Raw genomic sequence first — 18930 nt, 5'->3', positions numbered from 1 at the left:
TTATCTAATGAGGACTCAGCTATCTTGCAACTAAGTAGATTAATTTGTCAATATTAGCAAGTTTGAATATGTTTACATTAAAAGAGTAACAATATAACCTGTCTTAGGGTATAAAATGGATAAAATATATGATAAATTATTGGTTGATGAAGTCGGAACCAAAAGCATTTAGCATTACTGATTTGCAAAAGCAAGGTTTTACAGTTTGGGATGGGGTGCGTAATTATCAAGCACGTAATTTTTTGCGTCAAATGCAACCAGGAGATTTAGCATTTTTCTATCATTCTAATGCTGCACCGTCGGGAATTGTCGGGTTAATGTCTGTGGTAGAAAGTAATGTGGAAGATCATACTCAGTTTGACCCTAATAGTCCTTACTATGACCCCAAATCCAGTAAAGTGTCATCGAGATGGCAAACTGTGATTGTACAATTTGTCGAAGCTTTTCCTAATATTATTTCTTTGGAAAGACTTAAGCAAGAATTTAGCGATCGCGAATTAAGCGTACTCAAGAAAGGCAATATGTTATCAGTTATGCCAGTATCAGAGGAAGTAGCTGATAAAATTATTGCGATCGCTGATTCTTAAAAAGAACCCCACCCCCAACCCCTCCCCTTATCAAGGCAGGGCTGTTTCATTTTCCAAGGCAAATTCTTAAAGAAAGAGCGATCGCTACCTGATAAAATCACAGCGATCGCTCTTTTTTTTTAATAAAATCATGCTTGTTAGTCTAATAGAACACTTGAAGAAAGTCAAGGATTTTCGTAAAAGTCAAGGAAAAAGACATCCCTTATGGATAGTATTATTAGTAGTAGTTTTAGGGATGATGTCAGGGTATCAGGGCTATAGAGAAATTGGGCATTTTGTAAAATATGAGCAAAGGAATCTGATTAATAACTTGGAAATATTTACGGAAAGATTACCATCTTGTGCAACTATAAGAAGGGTAATGATGGGCATGGACTGGCAAAATCTCAGCGAAGTTTTTAATCAGTGGGCTAAAGAAAACTATCCGCAAATAGATGAAACAGACTGGTTGGCAATTGATGGAAAAAGTTTGAGAAGCACAGTAACAAACTATGCAGATAAATCGCAAAATTTTGGGGTAATAGTTTCTGTATTTAGTCAACTAACAGGATTAGTGATAGCCCTGAGTAAAATCGAGAATAAAAGTAAGTCAGAAATTGCCGAAGTTCAAGATATAGTAAGGAATTGCGGTTTTAAAGGAAAAGTAATAAGCGCCGATGCGCTGCATTGTAATCAAACTACAACTAGAGCAATTATCAAAAGTCAAAATAATTATTTAATTGCTTTAAAGAAAAACCAAAATAAATTGTATGAGCAAGTAAAAACTTTAACAAATATGATTGAGCCATCCAGCCGATGTATCACTAAAGACAAAGTCATGGACGACAAGTAACTCGAGAAGTAACAGTTTTTAATAATATTATTAAATTGAAAAACTGGTCACATATTCAAAGCTTGATTAAAGTAGAACGCTGGGGATGGAGAGGAAGCTCACCATATCAAGAAACAGTTTATTACATCAGTAGCATGAGCGCAGATGCGGAAACGTTTAACCAAAGAATTAGAGGGCATTGGCGAATAGAAAATCAAGTTCACTGGGTCAAAGACGTAATTTTAAATGAAGATAAAATGAAAATTCATCAAATTCAAGCAGCTACTAATTTTTCCATTTTAAAAACAATAGTTTTGAATCTTTTTCGCGGCTTGGGTTTCATCTCTATAACCGAGGGAAAAAGGTGGTTAGGTAATCACTGGAACAAACTGCTCATTATGACGGAAGAATTGACTTAAAATTTGAAAATTATCAGCAGTAGTTTTCGTTAAAAAAATAACTTAAGAGGAGCTTCAAGCCTGATGGGATAAAGCATCGGAAAATTTATGCTGTGTATAGAGTTAATCTATCAAGGAATAATTAATTAAAGTTATATTAAACATTAGTGCTAAATTTTAATTTGATAAATAAAAAAGATTTAGAGTCAATGTTGGAAATATAATTCTGGAAAATGAAACAGCCCTGCTTATCAAGGGGAGGGGAGTTTTGTTTTAGGCTTAATTTTGTAGAGTAAAATCAATTTAACTCGACGGTGAAAGATCTGTTGTTGACAAAAACGCGATCGCCTTCTACTAATTTATGTCCTCGGCGCGTCTCAATCACATCATTCACTTTAACTCTACCTGCTTGGATGAGTATCTTAGCTTCACCCCCAGTTTGCACTACTCCCGCCCATTTCAAAAATTTTCCCAGTTCAATTGTATTATTGCTATTGGTCATAAAATAAAATTAATATGCGATCGCTCAATTACAACAAGATATCTATTTAGAGTATCAATCCCCTCATTATAGAGATATCAATACTTTATCCATAATATATATTAACTAATGGCAAGCCAAGAAAATTTGCGTGAATTACTAATTTCCCTAGATCATCGCGGGTATAAAGCTTATAAAGATATTCGTGGAAGTTACAACTTTCCCAATTTTACCTTAATTATTGACCGCGTACAGGGAGATCCTTTTGCTACACCTAGCCAATTACGGGTAAAAATTCCTCAAGCTATTGCTAAGTTTCCCCGTAATGTCTATCAAAATCGTAGCCGAGAAATAGCTTTACGAGATTATATTACTAGAGAATTTTATCATGCTACCCAGTCGCTCCGTGAACGACGCGGGACTGGAAATAGTGGGTTAATTGCGATCGCACTTCCAACTCAAGCTATCTTAGATCGTACCTCTGCATTTATCAACGATGAGTTTGTAGAAATACGCTTTGTTGTCGGTTTACCTGGGGATGGTCGGCGGATTAATGCACCAGAAGCAGTAGAATTATTATGCGAACAAATTCCGCAATTAATAGAACAGACATTAATATATAGTAATCTTGATGCCGCAGCAATTGAAAATCATATTACTACTGCGGAAGATGCAGATTTTATTAGAGACTCACTTAGGGAAAAAAAGTTAGTTGCTTTTGTTGGTGATGGTGCAATTTTACCTCGTCGTAGTGGCGTAGATGAAAGACCACTTTTAGATCAAGTAATACCGTTTAAATCACCAGATAGTTTAAGTATAGAGTTTAACTGTCCCAATCGTGGTTTAGTAACAGGTATGGGAATACCCCAAGGCGTTACTTTAATAGTTGGGGGTGGTTATCATGGTAAATCTACTTTATTAAGAGCGATAGAATTAGGTATTTATAATCATATCCCTAATGATGGACGGGAATTAGTTGTTACCAATTCATCCGCAGTTAAAATTAGGGCGGAAGATGGGCGCAGTATTACAGGTGTAGATATTTCACCGTTTATTAATCATCTCCCGCAAAACCGTTCAACTACTAATTTTTCTACACAAAATGCTAGTGGTAGCACTTCCCAAGCAGCAAATATTATTGAGGCGTTAGAAGCTGGTACGCAACTGTTATTAGTAGATGAAGATACGGCTGCTACTAATTTTATGATCCGCGATCGCAGAATGCAAGCTTTGATCGCCAAAGATTTTGAACCAATCACACCTTTTATAGATAAAGTTAGACAACTTTACACAGAATATAACGTTTCTACTATCTTGGTAATGGGTGGTAGCGGTGATTATTTTGATGTTGCAGATACCGTTATTGCAATGCAAGATTTTCAACCATCAGAAGTGACGGATAAAGCAAAAGCGATCGCACAACAATATACAACTAATCGTACTACTGAAGGTGGTCAAGAGTTTGGAAAACTAACAGCAAGAGTTTTATTAGCAAATAAATCTCCCTCGAATTTTAATCAGTATAAACGCGAGTGGAAAGTCAGAGATTTAGACACTATTATCTTTAACAGAGAAGAAATTGATTTATCAGGAGTCGAACAACTTGTAGAAGTTGGACAACTAAGAGCGATCGCAGCTACAATTAGCTATATTGAGCAGCATTATCTCGATCATTACACATTACCAGAGATCTTAGATAGTGCGATCGCGGATATTACAACCCAAAGCTTTGATATACTGACATCATTCCCCGAAGGAAACTTCGTATTCTTCAGACGCTTAGAGTTAGCTGCTGCAATTAATCGCTGGCGTTCTTTAAATACTAAACCGAAGCTTTAAATTTAGAACGAGACAAACAAGCTTCCAGATAAGGGCATTCTTCACAATGTAACTCTGTCCCTGGCTTCTTGCAGCCACAGCCAAGATTTACACTACAATCTCCAGACTGTTTAGCACCAAAGCCAGGAACTATTTCTTTAAAAAGAATCACAAAGTTTTGAGTAATCATAGTCTTGCTTGTTAAGTTTTTATAAAGTTTATTAAAAATTAAATTGAGAACAAATATCTATTTATTATTAACTATGGGCTGTAGATCTATTTTTTCCCTCTATCTTAAGTAAGTATTTAATTAAGTCAACATAATTAATTATAAACCCCCTCCCCGTCAACAGGGAGGGGAAAATTTACTCTTTACTGCTTACTGTTTTAATTGGTATTGGTGGAATTCTTGCTACAACTCCTTTTTTAAGTGCTGCTGGTCGTTCTGACCAAGGTAACAAACCATCAGGCTTAGAGTAGTAGTTATCAGCACAGTTGAAAACATCTGCTATAGCTGACAAATTTTCTTCTGAATAAGGTAAATCACCAAACAAGTAAGTATATTTACCAATTGCAGCAAACGAGATAGCGCACGAGTGACTACAAGCACTCATACATTCTACAGGCTGAATCTGCCATTCATCTCTCAGATCCCAATTGGGATAAAGTTGCAATAGTTGTTCTAGTAGTTGTTGTCCTCCGCTTTTACCGATAGTTTTTCCATCTTTCCAAACACTGGCGCAACTTGTGCAAACAAACAAAGTGTGCTGTGGCTGCATATAAAAATATTAACGACTGAAATTAAAACTAGGACTAATCATCATAATTGATTGCGGAGGTTTTTTATTCAATTTTAATTGCCGAAACTTTTTGAGGTAAATTCACGTCTTTGCTATTTACTCTCAACTGCCCATTATATTTCCAGTATCAATCATTATGGATAACAGAAAACCTTTACATTCATTTCTTCCTGTCTCTATTGCTTTATTAATGATTTCCAGTGCTGGTATTGCTGTCAGCGCTAGCATTGCCGAAGCTAAACCACCCGCCCATGCACCAGCGCGGGGATATCGCTGTAAAAATGACCGAAGTAATGCTAACTGCAAACAGCAGAAAAATCAAAACAATCGTCGTAATAACAGTGATAACGACAACGGTGATAACGATGATCCTTATAACAACGATCAGTCTACTAATGAGGGTTACACTTTATCCGCGAATACTGTTTTAGATCTTGAGTATAGTGGTTCGCGTACAATTACCTTGCGTAGAAATCAAACATATTCTATAACACTGAGAGTAGTTAGGGATATCAGAAATACTCAAAACCAGGTTTTAATTCCAAGGAATACTAGAGTTGAAGGCGAGTTTAGACCTACAAATGGAGGCTTTCAATTTGTAGCCCGTAGACTGAGACTTTCTAATGGCAACAGTTATCAGATCAATGCAACTTCTAGGACATTTTATGGAACTGAAGAATTGGCTAACGGAGATATAGGTTCGCAAAGATCTGGTGATCTGGCGAGTATAATTGCTGATGCGGTTACTGGCAATCGCACAAATTCTAATGTAATGGTGTTGCAACCAAATACTCAAATCCAAATGATTCTTAATTCTGATTTAACTATGCGGTAAACGTAACAAAATTATTAAAGATTAATCTGATTAACCGCCTTAAACAGGCGGTTTTCTATTGTTTATAGATATATTTATTATTTGCTCAAAGCCTTCAAATAAGTAGCTCTATTTAATAAAACACAAGATGGGGACAAGCAGAAGAAGCTAGAGGAGGCAGACAGAGTTGAAAGTCCATATCTGACTATTTAATTAGGTTGACTTAATTATAATAAAATGCCCTGTCACTTAGTAGGGAAAGGGCGAGGTGCGTTGGTATTGGTGTAAGGAGCAAATTGAAATATTTGCTATATTCTTACTTTAATTATCTAATATGAAGTTGCTGTGACAGTTAGATGGTAAAAATGCGATCGCATAGCGACTCCGCAAGAGTATCGCGCAAGCCCTGACTTGTCAGTTCGCACAGCAACTTAAGCAGCATTAGCTAAACCGCTATGGCGCAACAAAGCAACCGTACTAGGTTCACGTCCTCGGAAAGCCTTAAATACTTCCATTGGCGGCTTACTACCACCTAACGCCAGTACCGTATCGCGGTAACGCACGCCAGTATTAGAGACAGCTTTTTCATCTTCTAAACCAGCTTCTTCAAACGCGGCAAAAGCATCAGCACTTAAAACTTCAGCCCACTTATAACTGTAATATCCGGCTGCATAGCCGCCAGCAAAGATATGTCCAAACGCACACAAGAAATTATCTTCTGGTAGCGGTAGTAAAACGGTAGTATTTTTAGCAATACGGTTACGCACATCTTTGATAGATTCATTACCACCTGGTTGATAGCGGTGATGTAATTCCAAATCAACTAAGCTAAAGTGCAACTGCCGCAGCATTCCGCTACCACTCATATAATTTTTAGCTGCAACTAGCTTTTGATAGTAATGTTCTGGCAAAGGTTCGCCTGTTTCATAATGCCTTGCCATCCCCATTAAAGTTGGTCTTTCATAGCACCAGTTTTCCATAAACTGACTAGCTAGTTCTACCGCATCCCACTCAACATTATTAATTCCGGCTGCACCAGCATAATCTACCTTAGTCAGCATATGCTGCAAGCCGTGACCAAACTCGTGAAACAGTGTTTCCACTTCCCCAAAAGTCATCAAGCTAGGTTTGCCGTCAACTGGGGGAGATTGGTTACATACCAAATAAGCTACAGGTAGGCGCGTATCAGTTGTACCGTTTTCAGTAATCTTGGCACGACCAATACAATCATCCATCCACGCACCGCCGCGCTTTTCAGCAGGACGGCTGTATGGGTCTAAATAAAAGTATGCAATGGGGTTGCCTGTTTCGTCTGCAACTTGGAAGTAACGCACATCGGAATGCCAAACTGGTGCTTGTCCATCAGCAGGGGTAACAGTAGCATTAAATAAGCGTTTTACTAAACCAAATAACCCGTCTAAAACTTGAGGAAGTGGGAAATAAGGACGTAATTCTTCGGCGCTAAAATCAAATTTTTCTTCCCGTTGACGTTCCGCCCAAAAACTAACATCCCAATGTTTTAAATCATTTGCTTCTGCTGCACCTTTAGCAGCAGCAAAAGCTTTTAGTTCTTCTAAATCTTTAATAGCAGCATCATAACTAACTTGGCGGAGTTCTTCTAGTAGTGCTTCTACTGCTTCAACGTTAGGAGCCATTTTACTAGCTAGGCTTAACTCAGCATAACTGTTAAAACCTAGTATTTGGGCTTTTTCTTTCTTGAGTTGTAAAATGCGCTCAATGATAGGGCTGTTATCTAAATCACCATTAGAAGCACGACTTACAAAGGCTTTATAAAGTTTTTCCCGCAAGTCACGGCGAGTGCTGTGCTGCATGAAGGGACCATAACTGGGGACATCTAGAGTAATACGCCAAGGTCCATTTTCTGGGGTGGCGTTTTCTTCTCCTGCATCACGGGCAGAAGCAGCAGCTAAACTGAGTAAACTTGGGGGTAAACCGTCTACTTCTTCTTTGTTGGTGAGAGTTAAGCTAAAAGCTTTAGTTGCATCTAAGACGTGGTTTGAAAATTTGGTGGAAAGTTCTGCTAATTCTAGTTGGATAGCATTGAAGCGAGCTTTCTCCGAAAGGGCTTCGCCAACGCGCTTTTCTCCTTCTAATCCTACACCAGAAAGTTCTGCATCTTTAATCGCTGCTTCAACAATCCGTTTTTGAGCAGGCTCTAAACTATCCCAAGCATCACTTTCACTTAAGGCTTTAAATGCTTTATATAAAGGTTGGCTTTGACTTAACTTATTCCAAAACTGTACTACTTGCGGTTGTACAGTTTCATGGGCTGACCGCAGTTCAGGGCTATTTTTCACACCCATTAAATGGTTAACAATACCCCAACTCCAACTTAAACGCTCTACAAATTGTTGCAGAGGTTCGACTAAATCATTCCAAGTTGGTTTAACATTTGCTTCTAGATTAGTAAGCTCAGTGTCAAGTTCTGCCAATAATTGAGTCATGGCAGGTACTACATGACTTGGTTGAACCGCATCAAATGGCGGTAGACCTTTGCCAATAAGTAAGGGATTGTTAGTAATGGTAGCGTTTGCCGTCATAGTGGATGTTTAGTAGGTCTGATCTTAATTTTCGTTAATTACTTATAATTTCAATGTAGTGTAAGCCCCATGATTGTAGGAGTGTTACCCACACTGGAATTATGGTAGGGATTTAATAGGCGGCTTGCAGAAATTAGAGGTTGATTTTGATTTAACTCAACAATCAACGTTGGATGTGAAAGCAAATTGTGCCCAACGTTGGAAAATTGTAGAGCGAAGCGCTTTTTCCTCTTCCGTACTTAGTGTGCTAAGTTAACTCGAATTTATTCTCAATGTTTTGCTAAGTAGGGGTTTGAGATCATTTAAGCCTTAAATTTATCCTATGAGACTTGGGATAGACATGAGATCTCCTCGAAATCGCACTGGGCAACAGTGTAGGACATTAGAAAACGAAATGATTTAGCACACTAAGTAGGGAAGAACCATGAATTTAGATGGCGGAGCATCTAGAGCATTGGCAGCTAATGGTAAGATTTTAGTACTTGCAGGGCGATCGCTAACTAATGTGATCCTTGTCTAAGATGCCAAACACCCTGCACCCACATTGTAAGGAAGTGGTGACTGATGTGAGTGACTGGCATCTAAGAAATAATCAATTTTTGGGGGCGGCGCTGAGGTGGTTGCGGCTGCGTTTGGGTGCGTTGGCAGCTTCGGCGGGGGATGATGTTGAGGATAGCGGACAGTTGAATTCTGCGGCGCAAAATTTTAGCTGGCGGGAGAAAATTGAACAGGCAGAGATGGAGATGGACGCGGCTGCGAGTGGGGAAATGCCGCCTGCTCTTATCTTGCTAAGTTACAAGTTGGGATTGTCGGATTTTGAGCAATGGGTGTTGCTGCTATGTGTGGCGATGGAATTTGATACCAGTATTGCTCATCTTTGCGCTGATGCTCAAGATCATCCTAATCGACCTTATCCGACATTTGCGCTGGCGCTGGCGTGTTTTGATGACCCTGAATGGGGTGTGGTGTTACCGGAACGTCCTTTGCGCTTTTGGCGGTTGATTGAGATTCATACTGTGGGGAATCAACCGCTAATCACGAGTGCTTTACGTGCGGATGAGCGGATTGTTAATTATTTGAAGGGATTAAATTATCTTGATGACCGCTTGGAGTCGTTGGTGTTTCCGTTCAATCCTGGGGAGAAAATGGTGAAGGAGGGGATTTTACCGTTGCCTGCTTCTGGGCGCGAGGTGGCGGAAGCTATGGCGTTGCAGATTAAAACGGCGGTTGCAGAGCAGGATTTTCCCTTATGGAAGTTAACTGGAATTGATAATCAGAGTAAGTGTAGCATAATTTGGAAAGTTTGTCAAGAGTTGAATTTGCGTTTGTATCGGTTGCCGTTGGAGTTGTTGCCGACGCAGGGGACGGAGTTGGAAACGTTGGCGCGGCTTTGGGAGCGAGAAAGTTTGTTGTTACCTTTGGCGCTGTATGTAGATGTGCAGGGGTGGGATGAAGCGGCGAATGCGCGGGGCATGGCTCTTTTGCGGCGGTTTTTGAGTCGCAGTCAGGGGATTTTCTTTTTGGATGTGCGGGAGAGTGGGTTGGCGTTGGAACGTCGGACGGTGACGTTTGATGTTGCCAAGCCTACGCCTGTGGAGCAGCGAGCAGCTTGGGAGTTGGTGTTGGGGATGACCTCTCCCCCAGCCCCTCTCCTGGGAGGAGAGGGGAGAAATATTACTCCCCCCTTCCCTGCTAGGGAAGGGGGGCTGGGGGGGTTAGGTCAGCCAAAGGCTAAGACTATTTCAGAGCAACTTGCGAATCAATTTAACTTGAATTTGGTGGAAATTGGGCAAATTGCGGAGAAAGCACGGGGGGAGGTGGGGGAAGAACCGGAATTGCAGGCACGTTTATGGCAAGGGTGTCTGGCTAGTACTCGTCCGCGTTTGGATTCGCTGGCGCAACGGTTGGAGGTGAAAGCGACCTGGGATGATATTGTACTGCCGGATGAGGAGAAGAAGTTGCTTGAACAAATAGCCGACCAAGTGCGGAATCGTGGGGTGGTGTATGACGAGTGGGGGTTTCGGGAACGGATGAATCGGGGGTTGGGGGTGAGTGCCTTGTTTGCCGGGGAAAGTGGCACGGGGAAGACGATGGCGGCGGAGGTGATAGCCAATGTATTGCAGTTGAATTTGTACCGGATAGATTTGTCGGCGGTGGTGAGTAAGTATATCGGGGAAACGGAGAAGAATTTACGCAGGTTGTTTGATGCGGCGGAGGATGGGGGAGCGATTTTGTTCTTTGATGAGGCGGATGCCTTATTTGGGAAACGCGGTGAGGTGAAGGATAGCCATGACCGCTATGCGAATATTGAGATTAATTATTTGTTGCAACGGTTGGAAGCGTATCGCGGGTTAGCGATTTTGGCGACGAATATTAAGAGTGCTATGGATGTGGCGTTTGTGCGACGGTTGCGGTTTATGGTGGATTTTCCTTTTCCAGGGGTGAAGGAACGCAAGCAGATGTGGGAGAAGGTGTTTCCACCACAGACACCAACAGAGGAGTTGGATTTGCAACGGTTGGCTCAGTTTAATGTTACGGGGGCGAATATCCATAATATTGCTTTGAATGCGGCGTTTTTGGCGGCGAAGGCGGGGACTCCAGTGGGGATGGAGTTGGTGTTGGCGGCGGCGCGGACGGAGTTTCGCAAGTTGGGAAGGCAGATTAATGAAGCAGATTTTCGGGTTTCGGGAGGGAGGTAGAAGATGAAGATTGATATTCAGATTGAGCGGTTGATTTTGTCTGGGGTGGATGTGTCACAGAGTCAGAGGGTGAAGTTGCAAGGGGCCATTGAGGCGGAGTTGGCGCGACTGGTGAAGGTGTTTGGGTTGCCTGTGCATTTACAGGGAGGGGGGAGGATTCCCAAGTTGCCTGCGGATTTGAGTTTGACGAATACAAGTAATCCTGTGCAGTTAGGACAGGAAATTGCCCAAGCTATTTATGGAGGTATGAAGTTATGAGTCGCCAAGTTGGTCGGGTAAGTCAGCAGTCTAAGGGTGAAACGCCTTTGATGAGTGGGGTTTTACAACGTGCGGCGGTGCGTGCGGTGGCGGATAAAGAGGTGGAGGCGACTGAGGATGTGGAGTCGGGAATGTTGAGGGAGTCGCGGTTTCGGCATGATTTTAGTCAGGTGGGGATTGATAGGGGAGGGTTGCCACCGATACAGGCAAAGTTGACCATTGGCGAACCAGGGGATAAGTACGAACAAGAGGCGGATAGGGTAGCATCCCAGGTGGTACAACAAATCAATGCTCCCGCTTCAGTCCAGTCATCTCAAGGGCAGTCTGTACAGCGAAGAACGGAAGCCCAGGAAGAGGAAGAAATACAGGCAAAACCGGAGAATACCTCACTACAACGAATGGAAGCGATCGCGGGAGGGGAAGGATACCGGAATTTGGACACGGCTATTAATAGTGCCAGGGGGGGGGACAGCAATTAGATGCGGGATTGCAACGGTCAATGGGGCAGGCGATGGGGGCGGATTTTAGTTGCGTGAGGGTTCATACAGATGCGCAGTCGGAAGAGTTGAATCAGGAACTCATGGCGAAGGCGTTTACGACGGGTCAGGAGGTGTTCTTTCGGCAGGGGGAATATAATCCTGGGAGTCGGGGCGGTCAGGAGTTGTTGGCGCATGAGTTGACTCATGTAGTGCAGCAGAATGGGGGGGCGGTGCAGCGGGCAAGTAAATCCCCAGGAAAAGCGACGACTAAACGTGAAATCACCTCATGCGGCATACAGGTTCAGCGTGTGGTTGGCAATTATGCGATCGGAAGTACTCTAGCAACGACCACGAAAGCCAAGAGAGGATTGACGAAACCGCAAATGGATGAAGTCCAGAAGTTGCATGATGACCCGAGCAACCACTACACGGTTGATCAGGCGCAATCTTTAGCAATAGGGAGTAATACCCAGTCCAACCCCTACGCATGGGAGGTGGAAGGACTAGGAAGTTATGTAACGCAAAATCCTTTAGTGCAGAGCATTTTGGAAAATTTTGGCCATCCTATCACGGATGTAGTCAAAATATATACTGATCTGGGGAGCAGAGTAGGATGGGAAGTGAAGCATGGGGGTCTGGGCGCATTGACGGTCAGCGACCTGCATCAGCACTTCGACGCAACAATGCCATTGCATGTGGGTTTTAACTCCTTTTTGACAGATGAATGGAATGGCAATTCAAACGGCTACGCGGGAAAACAGACAGGCATTAAACTCTATGACGTGATGCGTTCAAAAATTACAAAGGATTGGCAGGCGGAAGATGTGGGAAATTATCAAAACTTAAATGATTTGCTGAAAGGGGTGAGTGGAAGACCACCCGAGTTGCACCATCTGCTAAACAAAAGTGTATACCAGGCGAACGCAACAAATGTAATGAACTTGATGATTGCGGAACGAAGCGCAAGTGAACACAACGATGGGCCGGGGCAGCACGAACTGATGCACAGGGTATCATCAGGCAATGATCAAAATAAGTTTAAGGTGCTGTTAAATGAGGTAGAGGAAGAATACAACAATTGGCTGGTTAAGAAGACAGGGAATCAACAAGTAAGGATGACTCCTGGGTAAGAGGACGGGAGGGGGGGAAAGATTGTACTGAGGCATACACAAGAAACAAACAATGATAGGGAATGATCACGAAAGGACGGACAAGGGGACGGAGGTTTTAGGATCGAGAGTAGAGAGAGATGCGATCGCTATCTGGTTGTTAAACAACTCCATAGCCCGTATATTCCCGCATTTGGGGAGCTTGAAATCCAAGAATAATATCATCTTGTGGAACTCCTTGCTCAACAAGTTCTTGAGCCACTCTCATTTCCGTCATATTCTGCTCAATCCAAATTTTTCCCTCTTTAATATCTAAATGTAAAACACAACCATAGACACGCCGATGACCATCCCATCCCACATTCATCACCATGTAATGGTCTTGTTTTGTATCGAAAACTGTGTAACAATCAATCTTACCATTTGCTATTGGTATAGCAGCATAATCTGTTAACAACGACTGAATGATATAGCGATAAGACTCTAGGTTATCCATTGTAAAATTACTTCTTGAATTGGGTCATAAACAATTATTTTAATCTGATATCTCTCAACTGAAATCTGGGCAAATTCCCGCTTAAAAAAGATTCATAAACAGCTATAGGCACTGCCAAATATAGAATCCGGTTTGGTTCGCTGATTTCTAAAGCCAGCCGATAATTCAAAAACTGTCCTAACGCAGCATGATAATCTGTTAGGGGTGAATCACTCAAAAATGTTTTAATCTCAACGGCAATTTTTTCTTCACCTCTGTCTGCTGCTAACAGTTGTTCCGCACCCAAATCAATTTCAAATTTAGTTCCACCAACTTCCAATCGCAGAGGATCATCAGTTATCTTCCACTGCTCCTTTTCTAAAGCAATTCTAACCACAGCATGAAATTTATCTTTAGCTACCATCGTTAACGTTTTCTGCTTTTACTTAACATTTTAGTGCAAGCACTCCTTGATGAGGCAGTGAAAATGCGATCGCTTTTGATGTGGGTTCTGTGCGATCGCGTGTTTTAGAATTGAGAGTAGAGAGATATGCGATCGCTCCTCTTATATAATGGGTATTACCGCGCCTCCACACCCCAACCCTTCCCCAATTCAAAATTAGCAACATCCACCAACCGACGATGTAATACCCAAGAGAAAACCAAATGGACTGGAAAATTGAACAAGCCCAGCAAAAATTCTCAGATCTAATTAGTGCCACCGTTGTCGAACCGCAACTGATTTACAACCAAGACCAACTTGTTGCCGCCGTTGTCGAAGCCCAAACTTTTCAGGAATTCCTGGCTTGGCAACAGCAGCATCGCCAACCAACCCTTGCCGATGCTTTTGCCCAATTGCGTCAGATAAGTGCAACAGAAAACTATACCCTTGAGATGCCTCTTCGCAGCGATCGTCTCAATTCCAATGAATCCTTTTACATAGCGCCATCACTGCTCTTGTAGTGCGATCGCCTATATATAAAATTGTGAAATGATTTGGGCGATCGCATTAATGCCGATCAGTAACGAAGCGATCGCACTTGTCAAATTTTTAAGTGCAATACACGCGCGATCGCATCCTCAACTACAATCAGATTAGCAATGGTGAAAAGTGCGATCGGTCATTTTACCTGCGATCTCAACAATAAACGCTAATCTCTAAAAGTAATCTTTTGTAACAGTAATTAAATTATCTGCTAATTTGTTACATAATTAAAGGCAGTTTTTTAAAAATGGCAGTATGTTTGTTAAAATATTCTTCTATCTAATCATTTGTCCTGCTGCCGTTGCATTCATTTTAGGCGTGATGGCAAACGTTCTAAAATCTTATTTTTATAAAGAATCTGATTTATGAAGAATCTGACACTGCTGCTTTTACAATGTCAGGAGATACTTAGTTTTTAATACCCAAAAGCAATATCGCTCAAACTGCCCCCTGCTAAACTACAGTACGTTTTACTTCTGGTGCAGGAGGTGTTTTTTCGGGAGCGTTTTCCTGTGATTCTATTAGATAGGGAAACTGAGAGCCTAATTTAATATCCAAATGTTCTCCAACACTTTTTAGCAGGTTAAGTTGAGACGGGAATAATTCTGACCACCCTGTTTCCTGCTTGAGAAACTCTTGCGCCCAGTTGAAAAACAGCACAAAAAGGGAAACAAAACTGATAATAGAACCATATAAAATGCCTACTGCCATCTGTTGTTCTGTTGCACGATTTGTTACATACCACCCCCAAAGGCTCCATCCGGCTCGGAAGCTAACGATCCATATCCAAACTATAAAAGTGACGCTCAAAAGTACTACCAAAAAAAGCAGCCAAATAAATTTGGCAAAGAAAGAAAACACCTTGCCGAAAGAATAAGCCAATGAAATTCCTGTTTGTTCTTCAGCAAAGTAATTCCCCAAGCTACTTCTGGGAGAGTACGGGGAAATAGCGTTTTGTTGCTTTGACATATTTGCTTAATTTGCCATTCATTTTTCAAAAGCTTAACATCAGGTCTATCCCGATATTGCAACAATAAGTAACAAAATTGTTAACTATTAATAACTTATAACAAGAAAATGTCCTTGACAATTCACCAAATGCACCTTTAGAGTTAGTGTAATATCAATCAGTCGGTGCATCTCGATATTCCAAGGATAATAACTATAGAAAAAATCTCCTTTTAAGCATTTTTTGTCGAACAATTGTGTGATTAGTTATACATTTTTACTGTGCATATTTAACTGAAAAGGAAAATAGCACTGTCATGTTCCTGTAGCCTAAATCAATTGCATTTTTTCAGGAGTTAATACCTGATTAAATTGATTTATGGGGTAGTTTAAAATCGCGATCGCTCAGATACGGAGATACTTATTACGTGACTACTTTTCCAGGTTCTCCAAAGTCACTCAAGGGAGCAATTGTTGCTATTGATGTAACAACTAACAAAATAGTTAATACAATTGCCTTCCAATACAATCCAGAGACAATCACACGCACCTTAAATTCCCAAATATCGGGAGGAGAAAAGGGTGCAAAATCTGAAATTTTACGCTTCAAAGGAGCGCCGACAGAAACGCTCAAACTAGATGTAGAACTTGATGCGACCGATCAACTAGAGACAGGAGATAAAATAGCCTCTGAACTAGGCATTTATCCGCAGTTATCTGCTTTAGAAATTTTGATTTATCCTAGCACAAGGCAGGTTTTTACAAATATGCTCCTAGCTGGCATAGGAACAATAGAAATCATACCAATGGAAGCCCCAATGACATTGCTAATTTGGGGTGAAAAACGGGTGCTGCCTGTACAGTTAAACGATTTTAGTATTACTGAAGAAGCCTATGACGTTAACCTCAACCCGATTCGGGCGAAGGTATCTCTAAGTTTGCAGGTTTTGAACTCTAGCAATCTACCTGGGAACAAGGGTGCAAAGCTGTTCCAGGCACATCATAAAGCTAAAGAACGGATGGCAAATCAAGGTAGAACCAGCAATATTAATACAATGACTGGCGTAGATAGTAATCGTTTTTTTAAAAGTTCGCTATTCTTTGTTCCTCATATTTAATTTATTAGTGATTATGTTCGATCATAATAGCCGTTATTCTAATTTAGAAACCGCTCAATACACGACAGAAGAGGGACGGAAAATTGCTTATAAACGCCGTCGATTTTTACCTCAAGGAAGAGCGATGCCACTATTGCAAGAGGTTATGTTTGTAGAAGGCGATCGCCTAGACTTAATAACTTATAAAACCTTGGGTGATTCTGAGCAGTTCTGGCAAGTATGCGATGCTAATAACACCATGAATCCCACGGAACTTACCTCGGAAATTGGACGAACAATCCGTATACCTATGCCGGAGGTTTGAAGAAATTACGATGAAGCTGGGAATTAATTTAACTTTATTAATTGGTGAAACTATACCTCGTCCTGCTCCCAGATTACTGATGGAATCACTGCAAAATGTTGAAGTGACTCATAGTGATGAGGGATACTCAGGTTTTCAAATAAATTTCCAAGTTGGTCGCGCCGGACGTAATGATTTGCTGGACTACCAAATAATTAAAAATCCCTTATTAAAAGTTTTTAATCGCGTGATTTTAATCATTATTTTAGGCGCAAGTGCTAAAGTTTTGATGGATGGAATCATTACAAACCAGCAGTTTTCACCCAGCTTGACACCAGGAGGTTCAACTTTCACCATTACGGGTGATGATGTCAGTGTGATGATGGATTTAGAAGAGAAATCTGTTAAACATCCAACCCAAAATGAAGCTATTATTGCCCGCGTTTTGATTGGAAATTATGCTAAATATGGTTTAATTCCTGAAGTGATTGCGCCATCTTTGAGAGATCAACCCACTCTATACGAGCGCATTCCATCGCAACAAGGTACTGATTTAAAATATCTCAAAACTATTGCCGAGCGGTTTGCTTATGTCTTTTATGTTACGCCAGGGCCAACATTGGGAACAAACACCGCCTACTGGGGGCCACCCCAACGCAAAGACAAAGCGCAAAAGGCATTAACTGTCAATATGGAGTCTTTTAGCAATGTAGATTCTATTAGCTTTCAGAATAATGCTTTATCTGCAAGAGCAGTAAAAGGAAGCGTTCAAGACCGCAAAACCAACAAAGTCCACTCTTTACAAGAATATAGTAGCGATCGCCCATCATTAGCAGCCCAACCTGCATTAGCTAAACAAGCTTATCGCCAAATACAACAGTATCGCGAAACAGGGCGTGATACTGCACAAGCAGGCGCACGTTTACAAGCGATCTCCGATCAATCTGTAGGTAATGTAGTAACAGTCACAGGAGAACTAGATACAGTGCGCTATGGCAGTTTATTAAAAGCCAGAAGATTAGTAGGTTTGCGTGGTGTTGGTGCTACTTATGACGGTCTTTATTACGTCAAAAGTGTTACGCATAAAATTAGCCCAGGGGAATATAAACAGAACTTCACAATTACCCGCGACGGCATCGGAACAACTAAACGAACACTAGCAATATGAAACAGTTTTTCGGCAAATATCGTGGCAAAGTGACAGGGAATAAAGACCCTTCAAATTTAGGCAGAATTCAAGTAAGTGTTGCCGCTATTTTTGGTCAAGATCGCCAAAGTTGGGCGCTGCCTTGCACACCTTATGCCGGAAAAGATATTGGTTTTTTTACTGTTCCCCCTGTTGACGCTAATGTGTGGGTGGAATTTGAAGGCGGCGACCCAGATTATCCGATTTGGAGCGGTTGTTTTTGGGGCGAAAACGAATTACCTCAAAACGCTAAAGTAGAAGACCCTGTTAATGTGCAAGTATTTAAAACTGAGGGGATTACTATTACTTTAAGCAATTTAGAAAAGAATAAAGCTTTAACAGTTGAAGTAACAAAACCTGTAGTAGAAAAGCCGTTAAAATTAATTTTTAATGCTCAAGGGATTGAATTAAATAATGATAATAAAACAATTGCTAAATTAACGGCGGAAACAATAGAATTAAAAAATGGGGAATCATCTACCCTTACAATTGCTGGTGATAGTATTCAACTTAAAGAAAGTGCTATAGAAATAAAGCTTACTGCCAATAGCATTGAAATGGATAGCAATCCAGCTACTTTAAAGTTATCAACTTCTTCGGGAATTGAAATTGCTAATCCTCCAGCAAAGGCGTTGATTAGTTCTTCTGGTGTGGAGTTGAGTAGTACTCCTGGCAATATTACAGTTGCACCATCGGGAATTGAACTTAACTATCCCATTGGAAATATCAAACTTTCTCCAGTGGGGGTGAATGTAAATAACGGTGCTTTAGAAGTAATGTAAGGAGAAATTTAAATGCCTGGTTTTTTGTTAAATGTTGGTTCTACCGTTATTTGCGCTCATGGAGGACAGGCGAAACCGACAATGCCTAATCCGAGAGTAAAAGTAATGGGGATGCCTGTAACAACGCAAGGACCACCTTATGCGATCGCAGGTTGTGCAAATCCTCCCCCACCCGTCAATATTGGTCCTTGTATTATGGGCAATTGGGTGATAGCAGCATTGCGAGTGAGGGTGATGGGAATGCCTGTATTGTTACAAGATAGTCAAGCAATTTGCGTTCCTACTGGCACACCGCTAACCGTACTTTTGGCTAATGTTCGCGTTAAGGGGATGTGATC

Annotated in this window: 18 protein-coding genes and 4 pseudogenes; 14 read left to right on the top strand and 8 right to left on the bottom strand. The window is 41.2% G+C overall.

Features of this window, described 5'->3' with window-relative positions:
- The first annotated feature begins 128 nt into the window (after positions 1-128).
- The gene (locus CRI9333_RS05510) at positions 129-587 is read left to right on the top strand and encodes an EVE domain-containing protein (RefSeq protein WP_015202172.1); all 459 of its coding nucleotides are present in this window, start codon (positions 129-131) and stop codon (positions 585-587) included.
- A gap of 130 nt (positions 588-717) precedes the next feature.
- A pseudogene (locus CRI9333_RS05505) lies at positions 718-1817 on the top strand (ISAs1 family transposase).
- A 277-nt stretch (positions 1818-2094) separates the two neighbouring features.
- On the opposite strand, the gene CRI9333_RS05500 reads toward CRI9333_RS05505, so the two are convergent.
- A complete protein-coding gene (locus CRI9333_RS05500; protein ID WP_015202171.1) occupies positions 2095-2298 on the bottom strand; it encodes an RNA-binding S4 domain-containing protein in 204 nt (67 codons plus the stop codon).
- 108 nt (positions 2299-2406) lie between these two features.
- On the opposite strand from CRI9333_RS05500, the gene CRI9333_RS05495 reads away from it, so the two are divergent.
- Positions 2407-4116: an ABC-ATPase domain-containing protein gene (locus CRI9333_RS05495; protein ID WP_015202170.1), complete on the top strand. Its 1710-nt coding sequence runs from the start codon at positions 2407-2409 to the stop codon at positions 4114-4116.
- Here the strand turns inward: CRI9333_RS05495 and CRI9333_RS05490 are convergent.
- Positions 4100-4285 carry a hypothetical protein gene (locus CRI9333_RS05490; protein ID WP_015202169.1) on the bottom strand — a complete coding sequence of 62 codons (186 nt, stop codon included), beginning with the start codon at positions 4283-4285 and terminating at the stop codon, positions 4100-4102. The genes CRI9333_RS05495 and CRI9333_RS05490 overlap by 17 nt on opposite strands.
- Positions 4286-4460: 175 nt before the next feature.
- Complete coding sequence (locus CRI9333_RS05485; RefSeq protein ID WP_015202168.1) at positions 4461-4874, bottom strand: DUF1636 family protein; 414 nt, start codon at positions 4872-4874, stop codon at positions 4461-4463.
- A 157-nt stretch (positions 4875-5031) separates the two neighbouring features.
- On the opposite strand from CRI9333_RS05485, the gene CRI9333_RS24755 reads away from it, so the two are divergent.
- Positions 5032-5730: a hypothetical protein gene (locus CRI9333_RS24755; protein WP_015202167.1), complete on the top strand. Its 699-nt coding sequence runs from the start codon at positions 5032-5034 to the stop codon at positions 5728-5730.
- Positions 5731-6140: 410 nt separating this feature from the next.
- On the opposite strand, the gene CRI9333_RS05475 is transcribed toward CRI9333_RS24755, so the two are convergent.
- Positions 6141-8270 (bottom strand): M3 family metallopeptidase, encoded by a 2130-nt coding sequence (locus CRI9333_RS05475; RefSeq protein ID WP_015202166.1) that lies wholly within the window; start codon positions 8268-8270, stop codon positions 6141-6143.
- A 424-nt stretch (positions 8271-8694) separates the two neighbouring features.
- On the opposite strand from CRI9333_RS05475, the pseudogene CRI9333_RS28300 reads away from it, so the two are divergent.
- From CRI9333_RS28300 to CRI9333_RS28525, 4 genes and pseudogenes are all read left to right on the top strand, one after another.
- Positions 8695-8787, top strand: a pseudogene (locus CRI9333_RS28300) (phosphodiester glycosidase family protein); the annotation flags it as partial.
- A 4-nt stretch (positions 8788-8791) separates the two neighbouring features.
- Positions 8792-10969, top strand: a complete 2178-nt coding sequence (locus CRI9333_RS05470; protein WP_015202165.1) for an ATP-binding protein — start codon at positions 8792-8794, stop codon at positions 10967-10969.
- A 3-nt stretch (positions 10970-10972) separates the two neighbouring features.
- The gene (locus CRI9333_RS05465) at positions 10973-11227 is read left to right on the top strand and encodes a hypothetical protein (protein WP_015202164.1); all 255 of its coding nucleotides are present in this window, start codon (positions 10973-10975) and stop codon (positions 11225-11227) included.
- Between the two features lie 197 nt (positions 11228-11424).
- Positions 11425-11942 (top strand): annotated as a pseudogene (locus tag CRI9333_RS28525) (eCIS core domain-containing protein); the annotation flags it as partial.
- 1033 nt (positions 11943-12975) lie between these two features.
- Here the strand turns inward: CRI9333_RS28525 and CRI9333_RS05455 are convergent.
- From CRI9333_RS05455 to CRI9333_RS26585, 3 genes and pseudogenes are all read right to left on the bottom strand, one after another.
- Positions 12976-13311 (bottom strand): XisI protein, encoded by a 336-nt coding sequence (locus CRI9333_RS05455; RefSeq protein ID WP_015202163.1) that lies wholly within the window; start codon positions 13309-13311, stop codon positions 12976-12978.
- Positions 13299-13714 (bottom strand): annotated as a pseudogene (locus CRI9333_RS05450) (XisH family protein). Before CRI9333_RS05450 ends, CRI9333_RS05455 begins: the two are co-directional and overlap by 13 nt.
- Before the next feature lie 22 nt (positions 13715-13736).
- Positions 13737-13907 (bottom strand): hypothetical protein, encoded by a 171-nt coding sequence (locus CRI9333_RS26585; protein ID WP_157462272.1) that lies wholly within the window; start codon positions 13905-13907, stop codon positions 13737-13739.
- 49 nt (positions 13908-13956) lie between these two features.
- Here CRI9333_RS26585 and CRI9333_RS05445 point away from each other — a divergent pair, with 49 nt between their 5' ends.
- Positions 13957-14253 carry a hypothetical protein gene (locus tag CRI9333_RS05445; protein WP_015202161.1) on the top strand — a complete coding sequence of 99 codons (297 nt, stop codon included), beginning with the start codon at positions 13957-13959 and terminating at the stop codon, positions 14251-14253.
- Between the two features lie 475 nt (positions 14254-14728).
- Here the strand turns inward: CRI9333_RS05445 and CRI9333_RS05440 are convergent, their stop codons facing one another.
- Positions 14729-15244, bottom strand: a complete 516-nt coding sequence (locus CRI9333_RS05440) for a hypothetical protein (RefSeq protein ID WP_015202160.1) — start codon at positions 15242-15244, stop codon at positions 14729-14731.
- A gap of 407 nt (positions 15245-15651) precedes the next feature.
- Between CRI9333_RS05440 and CRI9333_RS05435 the strand changes: the two genes are divergently transcribed.
- From CRI9333_RS05435 to CRI9333_RS05415, 5 genes are read left to right on the top strand one after another with little or no spacing between them, the layout of a single operon-like run.
- Positions 15652-16341, top strand: a complete 690-nt coding sequence (locus CRI9333_RS05435; protein ID WP_015202159.1) for a CIS tube protein — start codon at positions 15652-15654, stop codon at positions 16339-16341.
- 13 nt (positions 16342-16354) lie between these two features.
- Complete coding sequence (locus CRI9333_RS05430; protein WP_015202158.1) at positions 16355-16645, top strand: hypothetical protein; 291 nt, start codon at positions 16355-16357, stop codon at positions 16643-16645.
- Between the two features lie 10 nt (positions 16646-16655).
- Positions 16656-17792, top strand: a complete 1137-nt coding sequence (locus CRI9333_RS05425; RefSeq protein WP_015202157.1) for a phage late control D family protein — start codon at positions 16656-16658, stop codon at positions 17790-17792.
- Entirely contained in the window at positions 17789-18592 is an 804-nt protein-coding gene (locus tag CRI9333_RS05420; RefSeq protein WP_015202156.1) for a phage baseplate assembly protein V, read from the top strand. The genes CRI9333_RS05425 and CRI9333_RS05420 overlap by 4 nt, the downstream gene beginning before the upstream one ends.
- Positions 18593-18604: 12 nt before the next feature.
- Positions 18605-18928 (top strand): hypothetical protein, encoded by a 324-nt coding sequence (locus CRI9333_RS05415; protein WP_015202155.1) that lies wholly within the window; start codon positions 18605-18607, stop codon positions 18926-18928.
- Positions 18929-18930: the final 2 nt, after the last annotated feature.

It is taken from the genome of Crinalium epipsammum PCC 9333, from assembly GCF_000317495.1.
Taxonomy (GTDB): Bacteria; Cyanobacteriota; Cyanobacteriia; order Cyanobacteriales; family PCC-9333; genus Crinalium; species Crinalium epipsammum.
This window is presented reverse-complemented; position numbering and strand designations above follow the sequence as displayed.